Below are 24,593 nucleotides of genomic sequence, written 5' to 3' on the forward strand. Positions count from 1 at the left end.
CCGTCCTCGGCGTCGTCCTCGCGCTCACGGCCGCGATGTGGACGCTCGCGGGCTGCGCGCCGAAGGCGGAGCCCTCGGCTCCGGCGGCGTCCGAGCAGAAGGACGGGAACGGCGGCTCTTCGGCCATGGACGGCCAGCCGGTGAACTGGACGATGGACTCCGACTGCTCGATGTGCCACACCGTCGAGGCCGCGTCGGCGACCGACGCGTCCTGCCCGCAGGCCTCGGCCCACGAGGCCGAGGGCGTGACCTGCGTCCAGTGCCACACCGACGAGGCCGCGCTCTCGACCGAGCACGCCGACGTGAAGTTCGGCGACAAGGCCGCCACCAAGGCGACCGTGGTCACGGTGGACCCCGAGACCTGCATCTCGTGCCACGGCACGATGGAGGAGATGGCCGCCAAGACCGCGGACTCCACGGCGCTCACCGACGACAAGGGCACCACGGTGAACCCCCACGACGTCCCCTCGAACGAGAAGCACGAGGAGAACCCCGCCACGTGCACCGACTGCCACAACAACCACTCGAAGGACCAGGCCAAGGACGCGATGAAGTACTGCGCCCAGTGCCACCACCGCGGAACCTTCGAATGCGGCACCTGCCACGAGCTCCGCGAGCGCTAAGAAGCAACGAACAAGCATACCCGCCCGAGACGGAATCCCCTCCCTCCCTTTCCGTTTCGGGGTCATCGAAGACCCGGCCCCTCCCTCGGCCGGGTCTTTCGCGTTGGGATCTTCGCGACCTGGCCTTATGTCGGGCACCTGACAGCGTCAGCTCCTGACATTCGTTGGCGTTGTCGCCCGAAAGCCTCGTTTTCGAGCGCGATTCCGCGTTTTTACGGGCGACAACGTTCTCTGTGAGGCCTCTGCGTCTTCGCTATACTGGGTCGAACGACGGAAGGGGACGGCATGGAGCGGGAACCGCGCTACTTCGAATACGGCGAAGCGGAGGTCGCGTACCTTGCGGCGCGCGATCCGAGGCTGGGCGAGGCGATGGCGGTTATCGGACGCATCGAGCGCGAGGTGCACCCCGACTTGTTCGCTGTGCTCGCGAACTGCATCGTGGGCCAGCAGATATCGACGAAGGCGCAGACCACCATTTGGAACCGCATGCTGGATCGGTTCGGGGAGGTGACGCCCGAGGCGATGGCGGCGTGCTCCGACGACGAGCTGCAGCAGGTGGGCATCTCGTTTCGCAAGGTGGGCTACATCAAGGGGGCAGCCGCGCGCGTGCTGTCCGGCGAGGTGGACCTCGAGGGGCTGGCCGAGCTATCCGATGACGAGGTGTGCCGCACGCTGTCGGCGCTGCCGGGTATCGGCGTGTGGACGGCCGAGATGCTCATGACGTTCTCGATGCAGCGACCCAATATTCTGAGCTGGGGCGATCTGGCCATCCATCGCGGCTTGCGCATGGTGCACCACCACCGGCGCATCACGCCCGAGCTGTTCGCGAAGTACCGCCGCCGCTACACGCCTTACGGCTCGGTGGCCAGCCTCTATCTATGGGAGGTGGCCGGCGGCGCCATACCCGGCATGAAGGACTGGGCCCCGAAGGGTGGGAAGAAGTAGGTAGGGCGCCGAATGCGCGTGCGCGCGTCCCGCCTCGGATGTTTCACGTGAAACATTGGTTCGTCCGAGTTTTGCTTTCCGCAGTCGTTGTCAGCAATGAAAAAGAGACCCGTCGGATCATCCGACGGGTCTCTTCGTATCCCGTGGTGGGCGATGAGGGATTTGAACCCCCGACCTTGTCCTTGTAAGGGACCTGCGCTCCCGCTGCGCCAATCGCCCGGTTTTCGTCGCCTTGCGGCGAGCACCTATTCTCGCATAGAAGGCGCGTTCGCGCAACGAATCCCCAGGAAAGCCGCATCTAATCTGCCGCACGTTGGAGCGGCGTGGGATTTTGCGGTGCGGCGCATGGAATTCGCGTTGGAAACGGAGGTGCGAAATGTGTAATCGGCGTTGGAGCGACGTCGCAAACGGGTAAGGTCCAGGCGGCTTTTCATGGTGAACTGTGCCATGAAAACGTGAGATGAGCTGGTCATACTGAAAGGAGGGAAAACGGCGGAGAGGACGAAATGAAACGGAGCAGAACAACCATCATCGGCATTGCCTGCGGGCTGGCATGCGCGGCATGCGTGTTCGCCTACGCCCAGGGCGTGCGGGGAGAGGCCGACGCGGCGCGCGCGGAAGCTCTGGCGCGCTACGGGGGCGAGCAGCTGGAAGTGTGCGTGGCTAAGCGCGACATCGCAGCGGGGGAGTCGGTGGACGCGAGCGCGGTGGAGACGCGGTTGTGGGTGGCCGACTTGCTGCCCGCGGAAGCATTCCGATCGTCCGGCGACGTGGTGGGCAAGAAGGCGTCGTCGACGATCCTTGCGGGCGAGGTGCTGTCGGAGCGCCGCTTCCGCGATGCGGGCAGCCGCCTGGACGTGCCCGAGGGCCTGACGGCGCTCAGCGTGCCGGCGAAGGACGTGCAAGCGGTGGGCGGCGCCGTGGCGGCCGGCTCGCGGGTGGACGTTTACGCCACCGGCGGCACGTCGACCGATGTGCTGGCGAGCGGCGTGCTGGTGTTGGCGACCAGCGCAAGCGCGCAGGAGTCGACAACCGACGCGAAGGTGTCGTGGATCACTGTGGCCGTCGCGCCCGAGTCGGTGCAGGAGATCGTCGCGGCGGCGCAGAAGACGGAGCTGTACTTCACGTTGCCGGGAAGCGAGGGAGAGCGATGAGCGGATCTTTGGTGGCGCTGTGCGCCGATACGACGAGTTTGCAGCATCCGGAGTCTATAGGGTTGGCGGGAGAGAACCTGGCTGCACAGGATTGGCTGCGCATTTTCTCCTCGGCAGAGGAGGCGCGCAGGTTCCTGCGCACGGATCGCCTGGTTGACGAGGTGTGGGTGGCGTCGAGCGACGACGTCGCTCCCATCAACCTGGCGGCCACGCTCAAGCGCGACCGCAGCGACCGTTGTGTGTGCATGCTGTCGTTCGAAGACACGGGTTCGCTGAAGAGCCGCATGAGCGCCACGGGCATTGACGCCTCGCTCACGCGCCAAGCCTTGGCCGAGCGCTACGCGCGTCGCAAGCAGGCCTTCGCCTGCCCGTGGCCCATGGCGGCGCCCGCAGCCCCGCGGCAAGCGCCGATGCCGGCGGCGATGCCCGTCTCGGTTGCTCCGGCGACCGCGCCCCAGCCGGCGCGGTGCGACGAGCGCCGCCCGGGCGCGCGGGCCGGGTTCCTTTTCCCAGTGGTCAGCGGAAGCGGCGGCGCGGGCAAGAGCACGGTGTCCGTGCTGTCGGCGCTCATCGCGCAGAGGATGGGCTACAACACCTTGCTGCTGGATTTCGACCTGCAGTTCGGCGACGCCCCGGCGCTCATGGGCGTGCAGAACCCGTTGGCCGTCGATGACGTGCTGGCGGTGCCGTCGCGCCTCGATCAGCTGCGGTCGGACGGTCGGATGCCGGCGCTGCTGGCCGCGCCGCGCCATCTCGAAGACAGCGAAGCGGTGGTGGAGCGGGCGCCCCAGCTGCTCGACCAGCTGACGGCCCGGTTCGACGTCGTGGTGGCGAACACGGGAGCCGCCTGGGCCGAGCAGCATGCCCTGCTACTGGAGCGCAGCTCGAAGGCGCTGTTCCTGATCGATCAGCGGCCGTCGTCGCTGCGCGCCTGCCAGCATGCGCTCGACCTGTGTGCGCGGTGCGGCATCGCGACCGGCCCTTTCCTGTACGCCGTCAACCGATGCTCCAAGAACGCCCTGTTCACGTCCATCGACGTGTCATGCTCGCTGCGCGGGGCTCACGTGTTCGAGCTCAAGGACGGCGGCGGCGAGGTGGAGGAGCTGCTGGGCGCGGGGCTTCCGTTCGATCTGCTGGCGTCGAGGAACGATTTGTGCGCGAGCCTCGAGCGCGTGCTGTCGGGCGTGCTGCCGGGCGATAGGCGCGCGGCAGCCCCGCCCGAGGAAGGCGCCTCTCGGGGACCCGGTTTCCGCTTGCCCGTCGGCAAGAAGCCGCGCCGTCGCCGGAAGGAGGCCCCATGTCTCTGATGAGCCGCGTGCGCGACATCGACGACGTGCCGACGCTCGCCGCGAGTGCGGACGACAACGCGCTGGAACGGCTCAAGGAGCACATCCAGCGGTTCGTGTCCACGGACGATATCGCCGCCATCATGGCCGAACAGCCCAGCCGCGCCCGCAACGAGTTGAAAAGCGCGTGCCGCCAGGCGTTCGAGGACGCTTCCTGGGCGGGCGTCTCCCAGCGCGAGCAGCAGCGGCTGACCGACGGGCTCATCGACATGGTGTTCGGGTTCGGGCCGCTCGAATCGCTGCTGGCCGACGATTCGGTCACCGAGATCATGGTGAACGGCCCTTCCGACGTGTTCTTCGAGCGCGACGGCCGGCTGCATCGCAGCGAGCAGCGGTTCGCCGACGAAGGCCAGCTGCGCGCGCTCATCGATCGCGTGCTGGGGCCGTTGGGGCGCCGCATCGACGAGGCTTCGCCCATGGTGAACGCGCGGCTTCCCGAAGGGCACCGCGTGCACGTGATCATCCCGCCGCTTGCGCTGGACGGGCCGGTGATGACCGTGCGCAAGTTCGCGAAGCGGGTCATGACGTTGGACGACATGGTGGCCACGGGGTCGTTCGACGAGGCGATGCGGACGTTTCTGGTGTGGGCGGTGCGCGCTCGAAAGAGCATCGCGGTGTCGGGCGGCACGGGAAGCGGCAAGACCACGCTGCTCAACGCGCTGTCGTGCGAGCTGCCGCCCTCGGAGCGCATCATCACCATCGAGGATTCGGCCGAGCTGAGGTTCTTGGAGCATCCGCACGTCGTGCGCCTGGAGGCGCGTCCCCGCAACGCGGAGGGCACGGGCGAGGTGACCATCCGCGACCTCGTGATCAACGCGCTGCGCATGCGCCCCGACCGCATCGTGGTGGGCGAATGCCGCGGCGCCGAGGCGCTGGACATGCTGCAGGCCATGAACACCGGCCACGACGGGTCGCTGACCACGCTACACGCGAACTCGCCCGCCGACGTGGTGTCGCGCCTTGCGACGATGGTGCGCTACGCGGTGGACCTGCCGGTTGACGTCATCGAGTCGAACGTGGCAAGCGCCTTCGAGGTGGTGGTGCAGACGGCTCGCGCGCTGGACGGGTCGCGGTTCGTGTCGGACGTGGCCGAGCTCGTGTACGACGGAGGAAAGCGCTGCTGCAGGGTGCGCCCGCTGTTCATGCGGGGGCTGGCTGAGCGTGTGGGACGCTGGGTGGCCCTTCCGGCTTGGATCGACGAGGTGGCGGACATCGGCGTTGCCGAGAGAGAGGAGGTGGAGCGATGGAAGCGCACGTCGTGCTTGGCGGCGTAGGCGTGCTCGCCGCGTTCGGATGCGGAGCGGCGGCAAGCGCGTCGGTGGCGGGTCGCGCTCGGCGCCGGACGGCCTCCCTGGTTGGCGAGGGGGACGTCGGATCGTCGCGCGTCGCCTGGCTGCTGCGCAACGGGGTCGGCTGGACGCGGCCGGCGACGCGTGCCCTGCTGGGCAATCGCGCGCTCGCGGCGCTCATGCGCGAGGCTGTCGGCGTGGTCGATGCGCGCGGGTTGATGACGACCGAGGAATCGCTCTTGTCGGTATGGATTGCGGCGATGGTCGGGGCGGGGATGTGCGCGGGCGCAGCGGCAGGCTCGGTCGTGTGCGGCATCACCGTAGCCGTGTGCGCGTGCGCTTGCGCGGTCGTGTGGCTGCGCACGGTGCAGGACAAGCGCCGCGACGCCCTGCGCGAGGGCATCCCCGACGCCCTGCGCTCCATGGCCGTGTGCTTCCAGGCAGGCTTGTCGCTGCTGCAAACGTTCCAGCAGGTGGCAAGCGAGGTGCAAGGCCCGCTGGGCACGCTGTTCGCCCGCGCGGCCCACCAGCTGGAAACAGGGGAGGGCGCCGGGCGCGCCTTGGAGGTGCTGCGCAGGGGCTCGTCGGTGGCCGAGCTGGCGTTCGTCGCGGTGGCGCTGGACGTGCAGCATCAGGCGGGCGGCAGCATGAAGCAGGTGCTGGACGCGGCTCGAGACACGGTTCAGAGCGAGATCGAGCTGCGACGCGCGCTGCGCGTGCAAACGGCGCAGGCGAAGCTGTCGGCGCGCGTGGTGAGCGTCCTGCCCTTCGTGCTGATAGCGGTGTTCTCGCTGGTGAGCGAAGGCTTTCTGGATCCGTTCTTCGCCAGTCCGATGGGCATGGCGCTGCTGGCGATCGCGCTGGGCATGCAGGCCGCCGGCATCGTGGCGGTGCGCCGCATGCTGGCCGTGGAGGTGGGCTGATGGAGGCCGTGCAGGCGCCTTTCCTGATGGCTGCGGCCGTGGCCGCCGCCGGGATCGCCGGAGGGCTGGCGGGTTCAACGCTTCTTCGGAGGCGCGACGCGACGGCGCGACGCGAGCGGCTGCGCAAAGCCGCCGACGTGCGCGACGCGCGGGAGGGTTTCGACTCGGGCTCTCGGCTCGTGCGGTACGCGACGGCGCTCAGCCAGCGGATCGCCCTCGGAGCGACCGAGGCGCTTTCCCGTCGGCTGCGGCTTTCGCGGGCGCGAGCGTGGTTCTGCGCGCGGGCGAAGCGGGCGGGCTTGGAGCAGGCCGTGTCCCCGGAAGGGTTCTGCGAGGCCTCGATGAGGCTCGCATGCGCCGGAGGGCTGGCGGGTGCGCTCGTCGGCTCGGTGCTCTCCACGGAGCTTGCCGTACTCGGCGCCGTCGCAGGGGTTGCGGGCGGCGCGGCGGCGATGCCGCGAGCCGTCAAGCGGGCGCAGCGCGAGCGCGCCGACGGCTTGGAAAGCGACCTCTCGGAGATGCTCGAGGTGGTGGCGCTCGGTCTTCGCAGCGGGCTTTCGTTCGACCGCGGGTTCGCGCTGTACGGGTCTCACTTCGATTCGGACTTGGCGCGTGCGTGCGTCGGCGCCCAGCATGCCTGGTCGCTGGGCTTGACGAATCGCGAAGACGCGTTGCGCGACCTGGCGGCCTCGTACGACTCGCCGCTGTTCGCGCGCGTCGTGGAGAGCATGGTGCGCTCGCTGCGCTTCGGCTCGTCGCTGGCCGAGGGGCTCGAATCGGCTGCGGCGGAGGCGCGCGCGGTGCATCGGGCGCAGGTTGAGGAGCGGGTGGCGAAGGCTCCGGTGAAGATGATGGTGCCCACGGGCACGCTCATCCTGCCGGCCATGCTGCTGCTCGTGCTGGGGCCGGTGCTGCTCGAACTGATGGAAGGAATGTAGGAATGAGGAGGTTCGCACATGGAGACGTACTGGAGATGGATGGCGAAGGCGACGTGCCGGGTTCGGCGGGTGCTTGCTCGAGAGGATGGGCAGGGCACGACGGAGTACGCCATCCTCGTCGGGGTTCTGGTGGTGATCGCCATCATCGCGATCACCGTGTTCCGTCCGAAGCTGCAAGAGCTGTGGGATGCCATCGCCGAGGGCATCAACGGGCTGTAGGACGCCGTGCCGGCGCTGCGATCCGTGCGGACGCGTTTGACGAACGCGGTCAGGGAACGGTCGAGTTCGCGCTGGTTACGGCCGCGTTCTTGGCAGCAGTCGTCGCACTGGGCGCCCTGTGGCGCAGCTTGGAGGCCGGCATGTTCGTCGATCATGCGCTGATGTCGGCTTCGCACCATATCCAGATGACGATGCCGGGATCGGTCGCCGATGTGTTTTTGTACTGACGGGTTCGGAAAGGAGGGAGCGGGCATGCGACGGACGTGCGAATCGGGCCAGGCCACGGTGGAGGCGGCGTTTCTGCTGCCGGTGCTGTTCGTCGGGCTCCTGCTGCTGATGCAGCCGGGCATCCTTTTGTACGATCGGCTGGTGATGCAGGCGGCCGCGTCGGAGGGATGCCGCCTGCTGGCGACCAAAACCGCTGCGGCGGGCGACATGGCCGAGAGTTGCGAGGCGTTCGTCCGCCACCGCCTGGGAGCGATCCCTCCCGTCTCCTGCTTCCACGTGCACGAAGGCGCGTGCAGCTGGGATATCCGGTTCGAAGGCGACGAGCGCTCCGACGTCGTGCGCGTCACCATCGCGAACGAGGCTCGTCCGCTGCCGCTGCTGGATGCAGGCGGCGCTTTGCTCGGCATCGTGAACGGCAACGGCAACCTCGAAGTGCGGGTGACGGCGGAGCAGCCGACGCAGCCGTCGTGGGCGCGCTCGTCCGATGCGGGCGGCGACCCGGCGGGATGGATCGGGGCGTGGGCGTCATGATGTTCGATGCGTTCCACGACGAAGAGGGCATGACGACGGTGGGCGTGGTGCTGTCGCTGCTGGTGACGCTTGCGCTCGTGTTCTCGGCGGGGCAGGCGTACCGGGTGGGCTCGGCCTCGTCGGAGGTGCAGAACGTGGCCGATGCGGCGGCTCTGGCCGCGCAGAACGAGGTGGGCGAGTTCATGATCGTCGTGCGGGTGTGCGATGCGGCGGTGCTGTCGCTTTCGCTGACGAGCCTCGTGGCGACGGGGCTGGGCGTGGCCGCGCTGTGCACGCCGGCCACCGCCTCCGCATCCGAGACCCTGCTGAAAGCGGGGCGCGACGTGGCCTATGCGCGCGACCGGTTCGCCGAGAAGGCGGCCGACGGGCTCGACCGCCTGCAACGGCTGCTGCCGTTCCTCGCCGCGGCGAACGCGGCGTCGGTGGCGTCGGCGAACAACGGGGCTTCGTCGAGCTACGTGGCGCTCGCGCTTCTCGTGCCCGCCTCGGGGAAGAAGATCGCGGTGGACGGCGCGGCCGAGCTCGAAGACGTGGCAGAGGCGGTGGGCGACGAGGCCGACGAGGTGCGGCAGGCGGCCGATGAGGCCGAGCGCGCCGCCGAGCGGGCCAACGAAGCGAAGCGCCGTGCATTCGAGCACGACTGCGGCCTCGATCCGTCCTATTGCATGTACGAGCGCGCCTCTGCATTGGCAGGCATGAGCGGATCGGAGAACCCGCTGTTCAGAAGCGTGGACGCCTGGTCGTTCTCCGTGGCGCTCAAGCGCGCGCAAGCCTACTATCCGCGGCGGCTCGCCGTGGAGGCTCCGGCGGACGGCTCGGTGGAAGAGCAGGCGCGCTCGGCGCTGCGCAAGCGGTTCTACGCCTTCGCCGCCGACGAGGTGGGGCGCGGATACGTCCATGAAGGCGCCGATTCCTTCGACGCGTGGTTTCCGCGCCTTCCGAAGAACACGGAGGAGATGAGGTCGACGGCGCTGTACACCGAGGCCGCGTACCCCTGCACGGTGGACGAGGAAGGGCGCGCCACGGCTCATGCATGGGCCGGATGCCCCGCTGCGGCCGGGTCGGGAAGCCTCGTGTCGATCGCCCAGACGGAGGCGGAGCCGTTCGCCGAGTGCGCGGAATGCGGCTTCTCGGCGGCCAGCATGGGCAAGGTGGCGGCCGCCTCGTCGTCCATCGACAACGGCTTCGAGTACCACTACGAAGCCGTGGCGAAGGCGGCCGGCGAGTACGAGGAGGCCCGCGCGGAGCTGGATCCGCTGGCAGACGAGGTGAAACGGCGTGCGGGCGGCTTGTTCGACGAGGTGAAGGACGCGCTCGCCAAGGTGGCGGGCAAGCGCCTCTCGGCGCAGCCGCCGGGACGCTACGGCGTGGTCGCGCTGGTCGCTAACACGGCAAGCGTCGCCGCATCGAGCGGTTTCGGCAGCTCGTTCGTGCGGGGAGGGGGCGCGCTCGGCGCGCGGGCGGCGGTTTCGGCCGCCACGCTCGTCGCCGACTCGTCCGACGAGGGCGCCACCGTGGTGTCGTCGCTGCTGGACGGCGTGAAGGGCCAGGGAGGGGCGGCCGTGGGCGCGCTGGGAACGGTGCTCGACTGCTGGTCCGGCTTGCTGGACGCGTACGCGCAGGGCCAAGAGGCGCTCGACGATTCCGTCTCGTCCGCGTTGGACGGGCTGCCTCTCGCGGGGGCCAGCGGGTTGGGCGCGTGGGCGGCAGGTGCCCTGCGCGAGGCCGTGCGGGCCGCGGGGCTCGCTCCGGCCGAACTCGACGCGCTCAAGCCGGTGTTGGTGAATTCGGCGCATGTCGCCGAGCGCGACGAGGGGGCGTTCGGCGCGCGGCTGCTCTCGCTCAAGGAGCAGGCGATCGAGCATCCGCTCGGGTCGAACGACGTGTTCGCCTCGATCGTGGGAACGGTGGAAGCCGAGGCTGTCGAAGGCATCCAGGGGTTCGACGGCACCATCGAGATAGCCGAGATCGAGCTGTGGGACGGCGGCCCGTCGTTCCCGGTGAAGGTCGCGTTGCCGCAGGCGGCGAAGGACGCTGCTGCCGACCTGGTGCAAAGGGCGGCTGACGGATTGCGCGGCGTGTACGCGCAGGTGACGGGGGTGCGGGTATGGGAGTGATGCGGATGCGCGACGAACGGGGCCAGATGACGGTCGAGCTTGCGGCGGCGTTTCCGGTGCTGATCATCGTCGCGGTCATCGCGGTGAACGCGCTCGCGTTCTTCTCGGAATGCGCCGCGTTCGACAACGTCTTCCGCGACGCGGTGCGCGTGCATGCGACGTCGCCTGCCGCGGGCCAGGGTATCGAGCAGAGCAGCGCCCTGGTGCAGACGGCGCTGTCTGCCGCGTTCGATGCGGAGAACGAGGCGGTGCGCGTGTCGGCGGAGGGGGTTTCGGGGGGCCATACGCGCTTCACGGGCACCTTGGAGTACATGCCCACGCTGTTCGGCCTGGGGTTGCGCTCGACGGTGTTCGGGATCCCCCTGCCGCCGCTGACGCATGCGGTCAGCATCGCGGTCGACTGCTACAAGCCGGGGGTGCTGCTGTGAGCGGGTCGACGGTAGGCGCCCGTCGCCGCAGGCGCGCTTGGGCGGTCGTGGCTGCGCTCGTTGCGGGGTGCGCGCTGGCGCTCGCGTTCGCGCAAGCAGATCGGCCGAGCGTGCTACACGAAGCGATGCGGACGACGGCCGAATCGAGCGGCGCCGGTCCTCCTGCGGGCTTCGAGGACGAAGCGTTGCGGCTCGAAGGACGACAGGACGTGCGGGTCGACGAGCGCAGCGGCGTGCTGGGCTTCACCCGCTCGGACGACGTTGCGGACGCGCTCGCTGCGATCGAGGGGGAGTTGCTCGCCAAAGGATGGAGCGGGGTGCGCAGCGGAAACGAAGGAAGCGAGTCGTTCGTGAAGGATGACGGCCGGTATCGATGGATGTTCGTCGCCTGCGTGGACGCAGGCGGATCGACCAGCGTCGTCGTGCGCTACACGATGGAGGAAGGAGCGTGACGTCATGGTGGAACCGAAAGATCCGTCGCTCGGTGCGTCTGGTCCCGAAGGGGACGCGCGCGTTGGGCGGCCGTTGCTGATAGCCGCACGCTTTCGCCGCAAGGCGAAGGGGCTGCTGTTCTCGCCCGAGCATGCCGGGGCGCTGCTGCTCGCGCCGTGCAACGACGTGCACACGGCGGGCATGCGCCATCGCCTCGACATCGCGTTCGTCGACGCGCAGGGGCTGGTGCTCGAAGCCCATCGCGACGTGGGGCCGTGCCGGAGGCTGCGCAACAAAAGCGCAGAGGCGGTTGTGGAGAGGTTCTCGTCCTGCGCGACCCCGTGGTTCACGGCGGGCGATCGCGTGGGAGTGGTTTGCATGAAAGGAGATCGGAAATGAAAACGTGTCCGACTTGCGGGGCTCGCGCGTTCGACGACGCCGAGGTGTGCTTCGGCTGCCTGCATCGCTACGAGGAGGAGCCCGTTCGTCCGAACGTCGCGATGCCGACGATGCCGTCGTCGCCTGGAACGGGGCACTGTCCGACGCTTCGTCCCAAGGCGGCTCCCGCTGAGCCGAAAGCGCCGCCGCGCGACGGGGCGGGGTGGACCGTTCGGTTCGAGTTGCCGGGATATGCGCCCGTGATGGAAGCGGACGGTCGGGAAGGCGGAGTGGTCGTGCGGTTCCAGCCGAGCGACGAGGCGGGAGGGGCTGGCGACGGCGGGCGGCGGGTTCCGCGCGGCACCCATGCGCGCGATGCGCCGTCGGAGAACCACGCGTCGGCGAGCGCGGCAGGCCGCTCGTGACGGCCCCGATCGCGCTCGTCCTCGCGGCCGGATGCGCGGGCGGGCTGATCGGCGCGTTCTTCGTGCCATGGTCGGCTTCCGTGCTCCTGGGACGCGCCTATCGCCGCGCTCGCTCGTGGTGGTGGGATTCGCTCGACGCCTATCGGGCGTTCAAGCAGGCGCATCCTCTCCGGGAGCCTTCGCCGCGCGCGGCGGGAGCCGAGGGGTCGCTCGGCCTGTGGCGGGCTCAGGCGCTGCGCGACGCCCAGGCGGGGAGCCTTCCCCGCGAGCGGCTGCAGGCGCTGATCGAGGCGGGATGCGCGGCTGGCGCGTCCGAGCCTTCGCGCAGCGAGGCCGATCAGGAAGCGCGCTGCTCGTTTCGAGCGAAACGATGGCATCGCTGCCTTGGCGCCCTCGTCGGAACGGTGTTCGGCTGCGCCGTCGCGTGGTGCGCAGGTTCGCCTCTGGTCGCGGCGGCGTTGGCGGTAGCGGCGACGGCCATGGCTGCGGCCGTGATATGCGATCTGCAGGCGAGGATCGTGCCGCTCGAGGCGTGCGCGGCCCTCGCGGCGGCGGGCGTCGTCTTCCAGGCGTCGACCGCGGGGCTTGAGGGCGTGCTGGCCGGTTGCGCCTTCGCCGTGTTCGCGGTGCTGTGCTGCCTCGCGCTGAACCGGCTGTTCGGAAGGACGGGGCGCACGCCCGTGGGCTACGGCGACGTGCGGTGCATGGCGGCGCTTTCGCTTGCCAGCGGCGTCGCGACGCCGCTGGGAGCGGCGCTTTGCTATGGCGGCGCGGCGGCGTTCTCGCTGGCGGGCATCGCCGCGGGAAAGCTCTCGTGGAGAAGCGGCATCCCGATGGCGCCGTTTCTTGCGGCATGGCTGGTCGGAGGCGCGTGCGCGTGCCTGCACGGTATGGGATGAATCGATGAAAAGGAGTTGAGCATGAACATGATCAAGAAAAACACGGCATCGAGATTGGACAAGGTCAGGGCGTTGCTCGTCGTGGGCGAGGAGGACGGCGGTTCCGAGATCGTGCAGACGGTCATCGTGCTGGGGTTCGCGGTGGGTTTGGGGGCTGCGCTGCTGTTGCTGCAGGGCAACATCCAAACCGCCATCACGAAAGCGGGAACCTCGGTGACCGACATGTTCTCGAAGATCACGTCCGGTGCGGCGTAAAGGACGCTCGGAACGGGGCGGCAGCGTCGTGGCGTTCGTCATCGCGCTGCCCCTGCTGCTCCTGTTCCTGTTCGCAGTGGTCGATCTGGGGCGCTCTGTGTTCCTGTCCATGGCGCTCGACGACGCAGCGCATGCGGTATGCGAGGCGGCATCGGGTCATCCTGCGGGCGATGTCGCGGAATCACAGCTGCGCGAGGCGGCTTTCGCTGCGGCGCCGGCGCTCGACCGCGACGATCTGCATCTGGACGTCTCGGTTCGCTATGGCGAGTTCGAGGATCGCCCTTACGAGCATCGGTTCTACAACGAGAGGACGGATGCGTACGACGAACGAACGTCGTTCGCCCGATCGCGGCCGGTCGAGGTCTCGCTCGTGCTCGAGGGCGCGTACCTCACGCCGCTCGGCGCGGGGCTGTCGAGCGGAGGCGAGGGATCCGGTCGGTTCGCGTTCCGCGCCCAGGTTCGCGGCGCGGCCGACGCAACGGTGGAAGGAGGCGCGTGGTGATGAGGGGCGAGCGGGGAAGCGAAGTGGTCCAGTTCGTGATCGTGCTGCCGCTGCTGTTGGCGGTGGTGTTCTCGATCGTGCAGCTTGCGGGCATGACGCTTGCGGCCAGCCAGCTGTCGTCCGAGATCACGCGCGCGTGCCGCCAGCTCGATGCCGCGGGGTTCGAGCTGGCGGCGAACAAGGAGCGGTTCATCGAAGAGGGCATCCTGGGCGCGTCGACCCAGCTCGACCCCGCTCGCCTGCATGTGGAGCACGTCAGCTGGACGAGCGAGCGGACGAAGCGGGAGCAGCCCGTGCGCGACGGAGGAGCCATCGAAGAGCAGTCCACGGTGATCGAGGCATCGTACGACGTGAGCTATCTGCTGCCCGCCGTCGCCGATCTGCCCGGTCTGGCGGGCCGCGTGCTGAAGCGTCACGTGCGCTGCTCGTTCGTGGATGGGCGTGCGATAGAGATCAGGCAGGAGGGGCTATGAACGCAAGTGATCGTCGGGACGAGCGCGGATCCGCGCTGCCGCTCGTTCTTGTGGCGGCTCTCGCGCTGTTCGCCGTGTTGGCGTTCTCCGTCGATCAGGGCATCGCCTACGCGGCGAAGGCGCGCCAAGAGAACGCGCTCGATGCGGCGCGGGCAGCCTGCATGGACGCATCGTTCGCGCTCGTGGCGAAAAACGCGGACGATCCGGGCCGCATGGTGGCCGACCGCGTCGTCCGCACCGCGCGCGATGCGGGGTTCGAGGGGAAGGCGTCCGTGTGGTTCTACGAAACGCCGGAGGCGAGAGCCTCTTCGACGGAGCGCCACTGGGTCGTCGGGATGCAGTTCGAGGAGGAGTCGCCCACGGTGTTCGCGCGCGGGTACGGCATCGAAGGGCTGCCGGTGGCGTCGTACCGGGTGCTGACGGCGATGCCCTATGCCGGGGAAAAGGTGTGGCGGCCGGAAACGAGGCGCTGCGGACGATACGACTACCCGGCGGGAGCGACTGCGGACTCATGGACGTACGAGGCGCTGAACTCGCTCGACGCCTTTCCGGCGGAGCTTGCCGAAGCGGCGCGGGCGACGTTGGCCGAGAGCGGGAAATAGGCCGGTTCGATCCGGCGGAAACGAGAGAGAGGAACCGATTATGGTGATGGGCGGCAACGGCGGTGATGCGACGGCGTGGGGCGGAGGCTTCGCAGCGCGGGCTTCGCGGCGTGAAACGGACGAAGGCCCGGCGGCTGGAAGCGTCGGAGGAGGCCGAACGGGATACGGGACGCCTCGGGGAGGCGCGTCGGCTGCAGCGTCGATGCCGGCTGCAGCGGCGGATCGCGCGAAGCCTGCGATGCCCAAGCCGCGGAAAGGGGATACCGTCCGGGTCAAACGGCTGGCGACGATCGTCGCCGCCTCGGTAGCGTTGACGGCGGTGTCGGTTTCGTACGGCGTATGGTCCGCCGCCGCGTCGCGCGCGGCGGTGGAGCACGCCACGGCCGGCGCGCTCCCCACGCTGGTGGCTGCCGCGGACATCCGCGCGGGCGACGCTATCACGGCCGAGGCCGTTACCGTGCAGGACGTTCCCGCGACGTACCGGGCGGCTTCGGCGCTCGGCGGCGAGGCGCTCGATGCCGAGGGGCTCGCTGCGGGAGGGCGTGCGATCGTCGATATCCCGGCGGGAACGCAGCTGTCCTCGTCGTTCGTGACGGGGATGGGAGGCGATCGCCTCTCGGCCGAGCTGGGAGCGGGCTTGCAGGCGGTGACGCTCGCGGTGGACGTGGAGACCGGGCTCGCGGGCCACGTGCGGCCCTACGACACGGTGCGCATCGTGTCTGCGGAGGGCGCGTCGGCGGGCGAGGCGTTCCTCGAGACGGTGTGCGAGCGTGCCCGCGTCGTTGCGGTGGGCGACGATGCAACCGGCGTGCAGAGCGGTTCCGCCTCCGTCACGGTGGAAGTGTCGCCCGAGGAAGCTGACGCGGTGCGCGAAGCCCAGTTCGCAGGGAGGGTCAGCCTCGTTCTCGTGGCTGCCGACGATGCGTTCGAGGAGGTGGGCGCCGATGGACAGGACGACTGAGCGCGCGCTCAAGAGAGCCGTGCGCGACGAGGCGGCCGTGCGGTTGCGCGGCGATGCCGTCGGCTCTGACGCGGTCGAGGCGCTCATCCGCCGGCTCGTGGAGGAGATTGCGAGCGAGTCGGGCATTTCGCTACCCCCGTACGAGTTCGAGGGGCTTGCGAGTGCGATGATCGACGACTTTCTCCGCTACGGGCCGCTCCAGCGACTGCTGGAGGACGAATCCGTCACCGAGATCATGGTCAACGGCGGCGGCATCGATCTGGACGATCCGGCGCTGCCTTTTCGCGCCCCCATCGTGTACGTGGAGCGTGCCGGGCGCATCGAGTACCGTCCCGATGTGGAGTTCGACGATGCGGAGCACGTGCGTCGCATCATCAACAAGATCGCCGAACAGTCGGGCAAGCGATGCGACGACGCGCACGCCATGGGCTGCGCGATGCTGCCGGGAGGCCGGGCGCGCGCCACCTACGTGGTGCCGCCTATCGCGCCGGACGGGCCGGCGCTCAACGTGCGCACGTTCTCGTCGAGCATGCTGGGCATGGAGGATCTCGTGCGCATGGGTATGCTGACCGACGGGATGGCGCAGTTCCTTCGCGCGGCGGTGCAGGCGCGCTGCCCGCTTGTGATATCGGGAGGCACCGGATCGGGCAAGACCACCCTCTTGGGCGCTCTCTCTGGGTTCATCCCTCCCGACGAGCGGGTGATCACCATCGAGGACACGCCCGAGCTGCGCCTGCAAACGCCGCATGTGGAGCGGATGCAGACGCGCGAGGCGAACACGGAGGGCGAGGGATCGGTGAGCATGCGCGAGCTGGTGGCGTTGTCGCTGCGTCGTCGTCCCGATCGCATCATCGTCGGCGAGTGCCGCGGCGCGGAGGCGTACGACATGCTGCAGGCGATGCAGACCGATCATCCGGGCTCGATGACGACGGTGCATGCCAACGATCCGGGAAACGCCATCAGCCGTTTGCGTACGATGGTGGGCTACGCCGACGGCGACCTCAGCCGCGACGTCATCGTCCAGCAGATTGCCGAGTCGTTGCAGGGCGGCCTCGTCGTGCACGTCGAACGCATGCAAGACGGGGCCCGCCGAGTGACCAGCATCGTGGCGATCGATCCGCTTCCCGAAGGGAGCCTCGTCATCCCGCGTGCCGAGCTGTTCGTTTTCGACGTCGAGGGCGTCGATGCGTACGGCGCCGTCGCGGGCGAGTGGCGCGCGTGCGGCGTGCAGCCCCAGCGCATCAAGGAGCGCATGCGCGCATCGGGCGTATGGTACGACCCCGCTTGGTTTTTCGATCGATGAGGAGGGCTGAAGCATGATAGGACTCGTGTTGCCTTGGGCGCTGGTGGCGGCATGCGCTGCAGCAGGCGCTTGGGCGTACGCGCTCGTGCGGCAGGAGCGCGCGGCGTATCGCGGTCGGGTGCTGAGCGATCGCGGTCTCTACGAAGCGGGCGAAGCCGCCGCGACGGAACGGAAGAAGCCGAAGCTTCCGAGGCTCGCCCGCGCGCTGCATGAAGCGGGGGTCGAGACACCGGCTGCGAACTGGGCGGCGGGCGTCGCGGCTATCGCCTTCGTCTCGCTTTCGCTTGCCGCGGCGTTGACGGGAGATCCGGGGATCGGGGCGGTCGTCGGCGCTGCGGCCCTCGCGACGGCGGGCGTGCGGCTGCATGTGCGGCGCTTACGGCGCAGGGAGCTGCTCGACCGGCAGCTCGCCCGCGCGCTTCCCCAGATCGCGGCCAGCGTGCGCAGCTCGCTCACGCTCGAGCGCGCGCTGCGCACGGCCGCGTCGCACGTCGAGGACCCGCTTCGCGAAGAGCTCGCCCGCGTGCTGGCCGACACGGCGTACGGGACGACGCTCGCGATGGCGTTCGAGCGCATGGCGCGCCGAACCGACAGCCCCGACGTGCGCTCGCTCGCCGCAGCCGTCAGGATTCAGCAGCGGTTCGGCGGTGCGGTCGCGCCCGTGCTCGACCTGATCGCCGCGCATGCTGCAGCGCGGCTGCGCACGTCGCGCGAACTGAAGACCGAGCTTGCGGGCACGCGCTTGGCGAAATGGTTCGTCGCGCTCGCCATGCCGGCGATCTTTTTCATCATGTTCGCGACGAATGCCGACTTCTCGCAGTTCTATCGGGAACAGCCGCTTGGTTGGATCGTGCTGGGTGTCGCGGGGTGCTCGGAGGCGTTCGGGCTGTTCGCCTGCCAGCGCATCACGGCGATGGATCGGAGCCGAAGGTGATCGCGGGCGGAGCGGGCGCGGCGGTTTGCGCGATGCTCGTTCTGGGGGCGATAGGCGGGCTCGCCGCTTACGAAGCGTTCGTGCGCTACGCGGCTCCCGCGCGTCGCGACGTCGTCGCGCCATCGTCGGCGAGCGCCTCGAAGGATGGCCACCGTGCGGGCGGCGCGTCGCGGCGCCGTCGTGCAACCGAGGCTTTCGGTGCGTTCGCTGCGTTTCTCGATAAACGCGTTCCGCTCACGCGCGCCGACGTCGAATCGAGCCGCGATCGTTTGAGCAGGGCGGGCGTGGAGCTTGAACCGGAAACATGGAGGAGCATCCGTGTCGTGTCCGCGTTGGGATGCGCGGGGCTTGCAGGGGTCGCCGCCGCGGGCATGGGCTTCGAACCGCCCGCGTTCGCGGGCGCGGCAGCTTGCTGCGCGGCATGCGGCTGGATGGCTCCGTCCTGGGCGCTATCGCGAAGGGAGCGCAACCGAAGGAGGGCGATCGAACTCGCGTTGCCCGACGCGATGGAGCTGCTCGGCATCGCCATCGCGGCAGGCTCTCCGATCGAGCAATGCTTCCGCGAGGTCGCGGAAAGCATGGACGGCCCCCTGGCACGGGAATTCTCGCTCGTCGACAGGGAGGTGAACCTGCTGGGCCGTTCGCGCGAGGAGGCGCTTGAGCACCTGGGGCAGCGGTGCCGCAGCCAGGACGTCAGCGCATTCACCGCCCAGCTGATGCAGGCGGTCAGCCAGGGGTCGTCCTTGACGGAGGGTCTAGCTGTCCAAGCGGCGCTGGCGCGCGAGACGGCGCAAGCGGAGGCGATGGAGCGCATCCGCAAGATGCCGACGAAGCTCGATATCGTGCTGTCGCTGTGCTTTCTGCCGCCCACGGTCGCGCTCGTCGTGGTTCCGACGGTGGTCAATCTGCTGAACTTCTTGAACGATTCGATGGGATGAGGGGGCTTTCGTGAGACGAGCGAACAAAGGGATGGATCCTGAAAGGCGGGTCGTCTGCGGCATCGCGGCCGTCGTTGCGGTCGTGGTGGCGTCCGTCGCGTTCTTCGGCTGGAGGGCGTGCGGGCGCTCCGTCGATGCCGTAGGCGTCGACGGAGCTGCGATCGAACTGAAGGTTAACTTGCGATGCGACGGCTGGTCGTCCGAGAACACCGGGCTGGGAGTGTTCGTGTCGGGTACGCAGATCGACGGGGCGACCTGCGACGAGCAACTCGTGTTCGAGGGGTCGGGCGTGCAGACCGCCTACCTCGGCGCGGGTTCGTACGAGATCGTCCCGCAGCTCCCGTCGCTCATGTTGCGCGACGGCACCGTGCTCGCCGCAGGCGATGCGGTCGCGCGCGACTACGGCGAGGGCTCTTCCGCAGCCGACGATCTCGAGATCGCGTACGCGGCGATCGACGCGCGCGACCTGTCCGAGGACGAGTTGCGCGCCGTCGCCGATTGCAGCTTCGTCTTCGAGGACGATGCGAACGCGGCGTTCGAGCGCGCTTTGGAGCGGAAGAGCGGGGAGGCGGACCATGAAGCGTGAGGTGCATCGCGTGGTGCGCACGCTGTTGGCCGCCGCCGTGCTTTTGGGAGCCAGCTTCGGCCTCGCCGCCCTGGAGACGGGCGAGGCGTTCGCGTACTCGTATAGGACCACGGATACAAAGACCATCTACAATCGAGCTTGGATCAGAGCGGACGCATCAGCGAACTACCTCGAGCTCATCGGCTCCGATCCCATCGGACCGCGCTTCGACATGCCCAGTTGGAACGCCCCCGGCGGCATCCATTCTCGCATCGAGGCGTATCGGTTCGCCGTATGGAGCGCCGCGAACGGTCAGGACGACCTTGTCTGGTACACCGGCGACAACGGTCGCTGGACGCGAGCGGGCGCCGTGATGGGAAGCGGCAAGCTCGACGGCAGCGGCAACGGCAACGGGTTCGGGTGCATCGCCACCTACGGTTACGGATGGGGAGGCTCCGTCATATCGAAGCACGGCGGGTTCGATGCGCTCATGTACTGCCATGTATACCTTCTGAATACGGACTACGGCTTGAATTGCTACGGGTCCGTTGATTTCTGGCCGCGCGTCAAAATACAGTACGACGCGAACGGCGGAAGCGGCGCGCCGGCTGCGCACTACAAGTACATCGGCACCACGGCGAACATCTCGTCGCAGAAGCCCACAAGGACGGGTTACACGTTCGAGGGGTGGTCGACGACGAAAAACGGCGCGGTGAACATCGCACCCGGCCAGAAGATTGGATACGAAGACTGGAACCTTCTGCAGTGCAGCAACATCCCGCACGATTGGGCGGGAAGCAGCCCGACGGCGTTCTTCCGCGACGAGGCTGCTGGGCAGCCGTCGCCTTCGGGGTCGAACATCATCCCGCTGTACGCAGTGTGGAAGCCGATATCCTACACCGTGTCCTACAACGGCAACGGCGCGACGGGCGGCAGCACCGCGTCGTCGTCGCACGTGTACGACGCGGCGCGCTCTCTCACGGCGAACGGTTTCCGACGCAGCTACACGCTCACCTGCGACGCGCAGGGAGGCTCGGCAGGCGTGAAGCGGCTGGACTGCACTTGGGGCTGGAAGTCATGGAACGAGCGTGCCGACGGAACCGGCTCGTCGTACGGGAACAAGGCCTCCGTCAAGAACCTTCGCGCGACGACGGGAACGACGAACCTCTACGCGCAATGGGACGAGGGTTACGTCGAGCTTCCCGATCCGGGGACGAAATCCGATTGCACGTTCAAGGGGTGGTACGACGCTCCTTCGGGCGGGTCGTTGATCGGCAAGACGGGCGATCGGGTTTCCGTCGCGTCGAGCACGACCTACTATGCGCGATGGCAGCCGTATGCGCGCATCGCCTACTACGCCGACGGAGCCGACGGGGCGGTGTTCTCGGAGTCAGTCGAGGCGGGATGCGCGTATCGGTCGAACAGCCAGGCGACGGCCCAGGCGACGAAGGCCGATTGCGCGGGTTTCGACGGCTGGTACCTCGACGCCGCGTGCACCCGGCCCTTCGCCGAAGGCTCGATCGTGCCCGAGGCGGGTCTCTCGCTGTACGGACGCAACCGCGTGACGGTTTCGTACGCCCTGACCGATCGCACCGTCGCGTTGTTCGCCGACCGAGAGCTTTTCGCTGACGAGGCGCGGCTCGAGCCGCTCGCCCGCATAGAGCCGCCTCCGTCGCGCGAGCTGTTCTACGGCGATCGCCTTTCGTTCGATCGGGGGAGCAGCGTGTGGTTCCAGCAGCACGACCGCATGCGCGAGGCAACGTGCGAGGCGGGCGCCTACCCGACGGCCGCAGGCGAGGGCGCTCCCGCCCGATCGGCCCGCATCACCGGCAACACTGTTGCGTACCTGCAATGGTCGGTTCCCGTGTACGACGGCATCGCGCTTTCCTAAACCTTACGCTTGCGTAATACTAACGTTGGAGTTATAGTTCGAGAGGAGCAGATCGCATGCCGCCGAAACCGTTCGAGATATATCGTCGACTGCTCAGAGAGGGCTGGCAGGACGTCGGAGGAGGCAAAGGCTCTCATCGGAAGCTGAAGCGGGGAGACCGAACGATCATGCTGCCGCTTCGTCGGAAAGAGCTGCCGAAGGGATTATGGGAGAGCATCCGCAAAACCGCTCGGTGGCGCTGAGGTGTGAAAAAGCGCGAGAGAGGACGAACCATGCGTTACATGTATCCTGCGATTTTCACGGAGAACGAGTTGGACGGCTATAGCGTGCAGTTCGTCGATTTCGAGAACGGCTACACCTGCGGTGACGACATGGAAGATGCCGTCGCGATGGCTGCGGAAGTCCTCTGGCTCCTCATCGACGACTACCTGCAGCTCGACAAGCCTCTGCCGAAGCCGACGTACCCGATCGAGCACGAAGGCCTGCTGGTCGCTCTATCGGTCGACGTCGATACCGAGCGGGGCGTGCTGACCACGAAGATGGCGGCGCACCTGCTCGGCGTGAGCGATGCCCGCGTGCGCCAGATGATCTGCTCGGGCCAGCTTGCCGCCAAGAAGCAGGGCCGCGACAACTACGTGTACCTTTCCAGCGTGAAGGAGCGTCTGAACAACCCGCCGAAGCCGGGCCGCCCGCGCAAGAGCGACCGCCTCGAAAGCGTCGCGGAAACGGCTTCGTAGCGCGAGGGCTAGACTCCAGCAGTCAGGCAGGAACGTTCTCCCGGACCGATGGCGAGGGCGGGGCCCTCGCCATCGACCGACGCGGTTCCCGCCCTCGCTCGTGCGCCTACCCGTGCGTGGCGTGCGCCGCAGCGGCATTGCCCCCGGCTTCCGAGCTCTGCACGCGCAGCCGTCCCGCCACCAGCGCCACCGCGAATATCGCCGCCGTGAACAGCAGCATCACGCCCATGTTCTCCAGAATGGGTATCACCGCCTCCGGCGTGGCCGCGCCCATGTCGGCCGCTGCTTGCAGCGCGCCCGTGTACCAGTAGGCGGGCGAGAAGTGCGCCAGCATTTGCACGGACGGATCCAGCAGGTCGAACGATATCCAGGCGCCGCCCAGAAACGAGATCACCATGCCCAGGATGTTGCCCAAGGCGTTGCTGGCGAATTCTCCCACGCCCAGCTGACCCAGCAGGTAGCCCACCGAAAGCGGGATCGTGGCGAACACGAACGACGCCGCGACCATCAGCGCGAGCCCCGGACCGCTGATCATCGACGTAGCCTCATGGAACACGGTGAATCCCAAACAGATCGTCCACAGCCACACCGCCGTCATGACCAGCAGGCTGCTCGCCGCCAGCTGCAGCCCGTAGGACAGGGACGGCAGCGGCGACACGAGGTTGCGTCGGCGCAGATCGGTGCGGTTGAGCGTGGTCATCATCACGCCGACGCACACGATGATGGAGGCGAACAGGGTGTAGGTGCCCCATTGGAGGAAGAACACGAACCGCTGCGCCTCGGACGAGGTTCCGCCCACTTCCACGCTGTCCGTTTCCGCCGATTCGGCCATGGCCTCGGCTGCGTGCTGCACGATATCGCCCTGCGAAGCCGATCCTTCGAGGCCGGCGTACGCGCCCGCGATGCCCAGGTACGAATTCACCATCTGGTCCATCAGGCTGCCCTCGGTGGAGTAGAAGCTGTACACCGTCTCGAGCGTCGGCAGCTCGTCGCCGGTGCGCGCGGCTTCCACGAACGCGTCGCCGAACCCTTCCGGAACGATGAGGATGTACGAGCTCTGACCCTTGGCCACGGCGTCTTGCAACGCCATCTGGCTGTCTTCGATGGGAACTTCGATGCCCTGCTCCCGCAAGTAGGCCGCCAACCCGTCCGACAGCGCGCTTCCGTCGCGATCGATCACGGCGAACTTCGTCTCGTACGGCGAGAACTCGCTGTCGTTCGTGCCGCCGAACGTCAGGCCGCTTGCGATGAACACGCCCATCATGCTCAGGAAGCCGGCGTACACGATGAGGTACATCGGGTGCCGCAGCACCGTCTTGATCGCGGTTTTAAAGACTTGCATAGCGCTGCCTCCTTATGAACAGAGCCGACGCGGCGAACAGTACCGCAGCCATGGCCAGCAGGATCAGGATGTGCTCGATCGTGCGCTGGTAGGTGTCGTAGTACATGATGCTGTAGAACGCTTGGGATATCTGCACGGCCGGGTTGACCAGCTGCGCCGCGGGCACCGCCGCGTTCACGGTATCGGCCAGCTTCATCGTGGGCGAGCCGTACAGCCCGGCGAACAGCGAGGCGAAGCACACGATGCCGGACAGCATGCCGCCCTTCACGCTTTCGTCGATCTTCGGCAGCGAGCCCAGCAGCGTGCCGAACGCCGTCGCCGTCAAGGCCGCGGCGGCGATCACGGCGATGCATATCGCATCTCGTCCGCCGAAATCCACGCCGGCGACGAACCGGATGTACAGATACGCGATGGCGATGCAGGCGAACGTCAGCACCCAGCTGGCGGCCAGCGTCGCCGTCAGCGTCTTCGCGCGGCTGAGCGCTCCCACGGCGCGCCGCGCCCCCAGCGCGCTCAGGTTCGGCTGCGTGCGGCAGATAGCGATCATCCCGATCTGCCCACCGAACAGTGCCGCCATGCCCAGCAATGCGAAGAAGTAGCGCACGGATTCTTTGGGCGGGTTCTGCGTGACGTCGATCTTCTCGGTGAGATCGCCGGCGTCCAGCAGCTTTTCCACCGCCGCCATGTCGGCCAGCGCGGCGGGGTTCTCGGCGGCGACGTCTTCGATGAGCGCCGCGTTGCGCACGTATCCGTCGCCGATGGTCTTCAAGATGGACTGGTAGGCGCTGTCCAGCGAGTCGGGCGTGACCCCCGCCTTCACGTGCACGGTGGGCATGCCGTCGGCGTCAACCGTGAAATACCCGGCCGCTCCATCGCCCGAGATGTTGAAGTAGCCCGCTCCTGCGGCATCGTTTCCGCTCATGAGATCGCGCGCCTCCTGCTCGGTGGCTACGCGCGCCACGTCGAGCATCTGGTCGGCTCCCGGCTCCGCCAGCGTGTCGATCATCTCCGAGAACCCCGGCGCCGCGTCGTAGTTCTCGTCGGCCACCACCGCGGTGGGGATGGGCTCGAACTGCCCCGCCTCGTCCAGGTTCGCGAACATGAACACGAACATCGTGGACAGGATCAGGGGAAACGCCAGCGACCAGATGAACACGCTCTTCTCGCGCACCAGCGCGAGCAGTGCGCCTTTGAATACGTTGAACATGATGTCCG

At 68.2% G+C, this 24,593-nt stretch carries 30 protein-coding genes and 1 tRNA gene; 28 read left to right on the forward strand and 3 right to left on the reverse strand.

Features of this window, described 5'->3' with window-relative positions:
• Together HMPREF1023_RS09900 and HMPREF1023_RS09905 are read left to right on the forward strand one after the other, a co-directional pair.
• On the forward strand, positions 1–623 hold a 623-nt coding region (locus HMPREF1023_RS09900), incomplete at its 5' end, for a cytochrome c3 family protein (RefSeq protein ID WP_232228709.1).
• Positions 624–908: 285 nt separating this feature from the next.
• The gene (locus tag HMPREF1023_RS09905; RefSeq protein ID WP_009306146.1) at positions 909–1,568 is read left to right on the forward strand and encodes a DNA-3-methyladenine glycosylase; all 660 of its coding nucleotides are present in this window, start codon (positions 909–911) and stop codon (positions 1,566–1,568) included.
• Positions 1,569–1,712: 144 nt separating this feature from the next.
• Here the strand turns inward: HMPREF1023_RS09905 and HMPREF1023_RS09910 are convergent.
• A tRNA-Val gene (locus HMPREF1023_RS09910) sits at positions 1,713–1,787 on the reverse strand.
• 287 nt (positions 1,788–2,074) lie between these two features.
• Between HMPREF1023_RS09910 and cpaB (HMPREF1023_RS09915) the strand changes: the two genes are divergently transcribed.
• The 26 genes from cpaB (HMPREF1023_RS09915) to HMPREF1023_RS10035 all read left to right on the forward strand — a co-directional run bounded on the left by cpaB (HMPREF1023_RS09915) (position 2,075) and on the right by HMPREF1023_RS10035 (position 22,036).
• On the forward strand, positions 2,075–2,722 hold the full coding sequence (cpaB, locus tag HMPREF1023_RS09915) for a Flp pilus assembly protein CpaB (RefSeq protein ID WP_009306147.1): 648 nt from the start codon (positions 2,075–2,077) through the stop codon (positions 2,720–2,722).
• On the forward strand, positions 2,719–4,029 hold the full coding sequence (locus HMPREF1023_RS09920) for a P-loop NTPase (protein WP_009306148.1): 1,311 nt from the start codon (positions 2,719–2,721) through the stop codon (positions 4,027–4,029). Before cpaB (HMPREF1023_RS09915) ends, HMPREF1023_RS09920 begins: the two co-directional genes overlap by 4 nt.
• Positions 4,020–5,342 (forward strand): CpaF family protein, encoded by a 1,323-nt coding sequence (locus HMPREF1023_RS09925; protein WP_009306149.1) that lies wholly within the window; start codon positions 4,020–4,022, stop codon positions 5,340–5,342. The genes HMPREF1023_RS09920 and HMPREF1023_RS09925 overlap by 10 nt, the downstream gene beginning before the upstream one ends.
• Positions 5,312–6,280, forward strand: a complete 969-nt coding sequence (locus HMPREF1023_RS09930; protein ID WP_009306150.1) for a type II secretion system F family protein — start codon at positions 5,312–5,314, stop codon at positions 6,278–6,280. Before HMPREF1023_RS09925 ends, HMPREF1023_RS09930 begins: the two co-directional genes overlap by 31 nt.
• On the forward strand, positions 6,280–7,218 hold the full coding sequence (locus HMPREF1023_RS09935) for a type II secretion system F family protein (RefSeq protein ID WP_009306151.1): 939 nt from the start codon (positions 6,280–6,282) through the stop codon (positions 7,216–7,218). Before HMPREF1023_RS09930 ends, HMPREF1023_RS09935 begins: the two co-directional genes overlap by 1 nt.
• An 18-nt stretch (positions 7,219–7,236) precedes the next feature.
• Positions 7,237–7,437 carry a Flp family type IVb pilin gene (locus tag HMPREF1023_RS09940; RefSeq protein ID WP_009306152.1) on the forward strand — a complete coding sequence of 67 codons (201 nt, stop codon included), beginning with the start codon at positions 7,237–7,239 and terminating at the stop codon, positions 7,435–7,437.
• 89 nt (positions 7,438–7,526) lie between these two features.
• Positions 7,527–7,664: a hypothetical protein gene (locus HMPREF1023_RS09945; protein WP_021410851.1), complete on the forward strand. Its 138-nt coding sequence runs from the start codon at positions 7,527–7,529 to the stop codon at positions 7,662–7,664.
• 25 nt (positions 7,665–7,689) lie between these two features.
• Entirely contained in the window at positions 7,690–8,196 is a 507-nt protein-coding gene (locus HMPREF1023_RS09950; RefSeq protein WP_009306154.1) for a TadE/TadG family type IV pilus assembly protein, read from the forward strand.
• Positions 8,193–10,313 carry a pilus assembly protein TadG-related protein gene (locus HMPREF1023_RS09955; protein ID WP_226844580.1) on the forward strand — a complete coding sequence of 707 codons (2,121 nt, stop codon included), beginning with the start codon at positions 8,193–8,195 and terminating at the stop codon, positions 10,311–10,313. The genes HMPREF1023_RS09950 and HMPREF1023_RS09955 overlap by 4 nt, the downstream gene beginning before the upstream one ends.
• Positions 10,304–10,741 carry a hypothetical protein gene (locus HMPREF1023_RS09960; RefSeq protein ID WP_226844555.1) on the forward strand — a complete coding sequence of 146 codons (438 nt, stop codon included), beginning with the start codon at positions 10,304–10,306 and terminating at the stop codon, positions 10,739–10,741. Before HMPREF1023_RS09955 ends, HMPREF1023_RS09960 begins: the two co-directional genes overlap by 10 nt.
• 110 nt (positions 10,742–10,851) lie before the next feature.
• Positions 10,852–11,193: a hypothetical protein gene (locus tag HMPREF1023_RS09965; protein ID WP_227111498.1), complete on the forward strand. Its 342-nt coding sequence runs from the start codon at positions 10,852–10,854 to the stop codon at positions 11,191–11,193.
• Between the two features lie 4 nt (positions 11,194–11,197).
• The gene (locus tag HMPREF1023_RS09970) at positions 11,198–11,572 is read left to right on the forward strand and encodes a DUF192 domain-containing protein (protein WP_009306158.1); all 375 of its coding nucleotides are present in this window, start codon (positions 11,198–11,200) and stop codon (positions 11,570–11,572) included.
• Complete coding sequence (locus HMPREF1023_RS09975; RefSeq protein WP_009306159.1) at positions 11,569–11,976, forward strand: hypothetical protein; 408 nt, start codon at positions 11,569–11,571, stop codon at positions 11,974–11,976. The genes HMPREF1023_RS09970 and HMPREF1023_RS09975 overlap by 4 nt, the downstream gene beginning before the upstream one ends.
• Positions 11,973–12,875: a prepilin peptidase gene (locus tag HMPREF1023_RS09980; RefSeq protein WP_009306160.1), complete on the forward strand. Its 903-nt coding sequence runs from the start codon at positions 11,973–11,975 to the stop codon at positions 12,873–12,875. The genes HMPREF1023_RS09975 and HMPREF1023_RS09980 overlap by 4 nt, the downstream gene beginning before the upstream one ends.
• Positions 12,876–12,896: 21 nt before the next feature.
• On the forward strand, positions 12,897–13,130 hold the full coding sequence (locus HMPREF1023_RS09985; RefSeq protein WP_009306161.1) for a hypothetical protein: 234 nt from the start codon (positions 12,897–12,899) through the stop codon (positions 13,128–13,130).
• Positions 13,131–13,158: 28 nt separating this feature from the next.
• Positions 13,159–13,632 (forward strand): TadE/TadG family type IV pilus assembly protein, encoded by a 474-nt coding sequence (locus tag HMPREF1023_RS09990; protein WP_021410848.1) that lies wholly within the window; start codon positions 13,159–13,161, stop codon positions 13,630–13,632.
• Positions 13,632–14,105 (forward strand): TadE/TadG family type IV pilus assembly protein, encoded by a 474-nt coding sequence (locus HMPREF1023_RS09995; RefSeq protein WP_009306163.1) that lies wholly within the window; start codon positions 13,632–13,634, stop codon positions 14,103–14,105. The genes HMPREF1023_RS09990 and HMPREF1023_RS09995 overlap by 1 nt, the downstream gene beginning before the upstream one ends.
• Positions 14,102–14,707 carry a hypothetical protein gene (locus HMPREF1023_RS10000; RefSeq protein ID WP_009306164.1) on the forward strand — a complete coding sequence of 202 codons (606 nt, stop codon included), beginning with the start codon at positions 14,102–14,104 and terminating at the stop codon, positions 14,705–14,707. The genes HMPREF1023_RS09995 and HMPREF1023_RS10000 overlap by 4 nt, the downstream gene beginning before the upstream one ends.
• A gap of 238 nt (positions 14,708–14,945) precedes the next feature.
• A complete protein-coding gene (cpaB, locus tag HMPREF1023_RS10005; protein WP_226844560.1) occupies positions 14,946–15,668 on the forward strand; it encodes a Flp pilus assembly protein CpaB in 723 nt (240 codons plus the stop codon).
• Positions 15,652–16,971 (forward strand): CpaF family protein, encoded by a 1,320-nt coding sequence (locus tag HMPREF1023_RS10010; RefSeq protein WP_009306166.1) that lies wholly within the window; start codon positions 15,652–15,654, stop codon positions 16,969–16,971. Before cpaB (HMPREF1023_RS10005) ends, HMPREF1023_RS10010 begins: the two co-directional genes overlap by 17 nt.
• 85 nt (positions 16,972–17,056) lie before the next feature.
• Positions 17,057–17,905, forward strand: a complete 849-nt coding sequence (locus HMPREF1023_RS10015) for a type II secretion system F family protein (protein ID WP_231566051.1) — start codon at positions 17,057–17,059, stop codon at positions 17,903–17,905.
• Positions 17,902–18,843, forward strand: coding sequence for a type II secretion system F family protein (locus HMPREF1023_RS10020; RefSeq protein WP_009608092.1), 942 nt, complete (start codon positions 17,902–17,904; stop codon positions 18,841–18,843). Before HMPREF1023_RS10015 ends, HMPREF1023_RS10020 begins: the two co-directional genes overlap by 4 nt.
• A gap of 10 nt (positions 18,844–18,853) precedes the next feature.
• The gene (locus HMPREF1023_RS10025; protein WP_226844565.1) at positions 18,854–19,429 is read left to right on the forward strand and encodes a hypothetical protein; all 576 of its coding nucleotides are present in this window, start codon (positions 18,854–18,856) and stop codon (positions 19,427–19,429) included.
• A complete protein-coding gene (locus HMPREF1023_RS10030; protein WP_009608183.1) occupies positions 19,419–21,299 on the forward strand; it encodes an InlB B-repeat-containing protein in 1,881 nt (626 codons plus the stop codon). Before HMPREF1023_RS10025 ends, HMPREF1023_RS10030 begins: the two co-directional genes overlap by 11 nt.
• 56 nt (positions 21,300–21,355) lie before the next feature.
• Positions 21,356–21,541 (forward strand): type II toxin-antitoxin system HicA family toxin, encoded by a 186-nt coding sequence (locus HMPREF1023_RS15270; protein WP_009306170.1) that lies wholly within the window; start codon positions 21,356–21,358, stop codon positions 21,539–21,541.
• Positions 21,542–21,571: 30 nt separating this feature from the next.
• Positions 21,572–22,036: a helix-turn-helix domain-containing protein gene (locus tag HMPREF1023_RS10035; protein WP_009306171.1), complete on the forward strand. Its 465-nt coding sequence runs from the start codon at positions 21,572–21,574 to the stop codon at positions 22,034–22,036.
• A 106-nt stretch (positions 22,037–22,142) separates the two neighbouring features.
• On the opposite strand, the gene HMPREF1023_RS10040 is transcribed toward HMPREF1023_RS10035, so the two are convergent.
• Both HMPREF1023_RS10040 and HMPREF1023_RS10045 read right to left on the reverse strand, forming a co-directional pair.
• The gene (locus HMPREF1023_RS10040) at positions 22,143–23,378 is read right to left on the reverse strand and encodes an ABC transporter permease (RefSeq protein ID WP_009306172.1); all 1,236 of its coding nucleotides are present in this window, start codon (positions 23,376–23,378) and stop codon (positions 22,143–22,145) included.
• Positions 23,365–24,585 (reverse strand): ABC transporter permease, encoded by a 1,221-nt coding sequence (locus tag HMPREF1023_RS10045; RefSeq protein ID WP_009306173.1) that lies wholly within the window; start codon positions 24,583–24,585, stop codon positions 23,365–23,367. Before HMPREF1023_RS10045 ends, HMPREF1023_RS10040 begins: the two co-directional genes overlap by 14 nt.
• Between the last annotated feature and the right edge of the window lie 8 nt (positions 24,586–24,593).

The sequence above is a fragment of the Eggerthella sp. 1_3_56FAA genome (genome assembly GCF_000185625.1).
In the GTDB taxonomy this organism is placed as follows: domain Bacteria; phylum Actinomycetota; class Coriobacteriia; order Coriobacteriales; family Eggerthellaceae; genus Eggerthella; species Eggerthella lenta.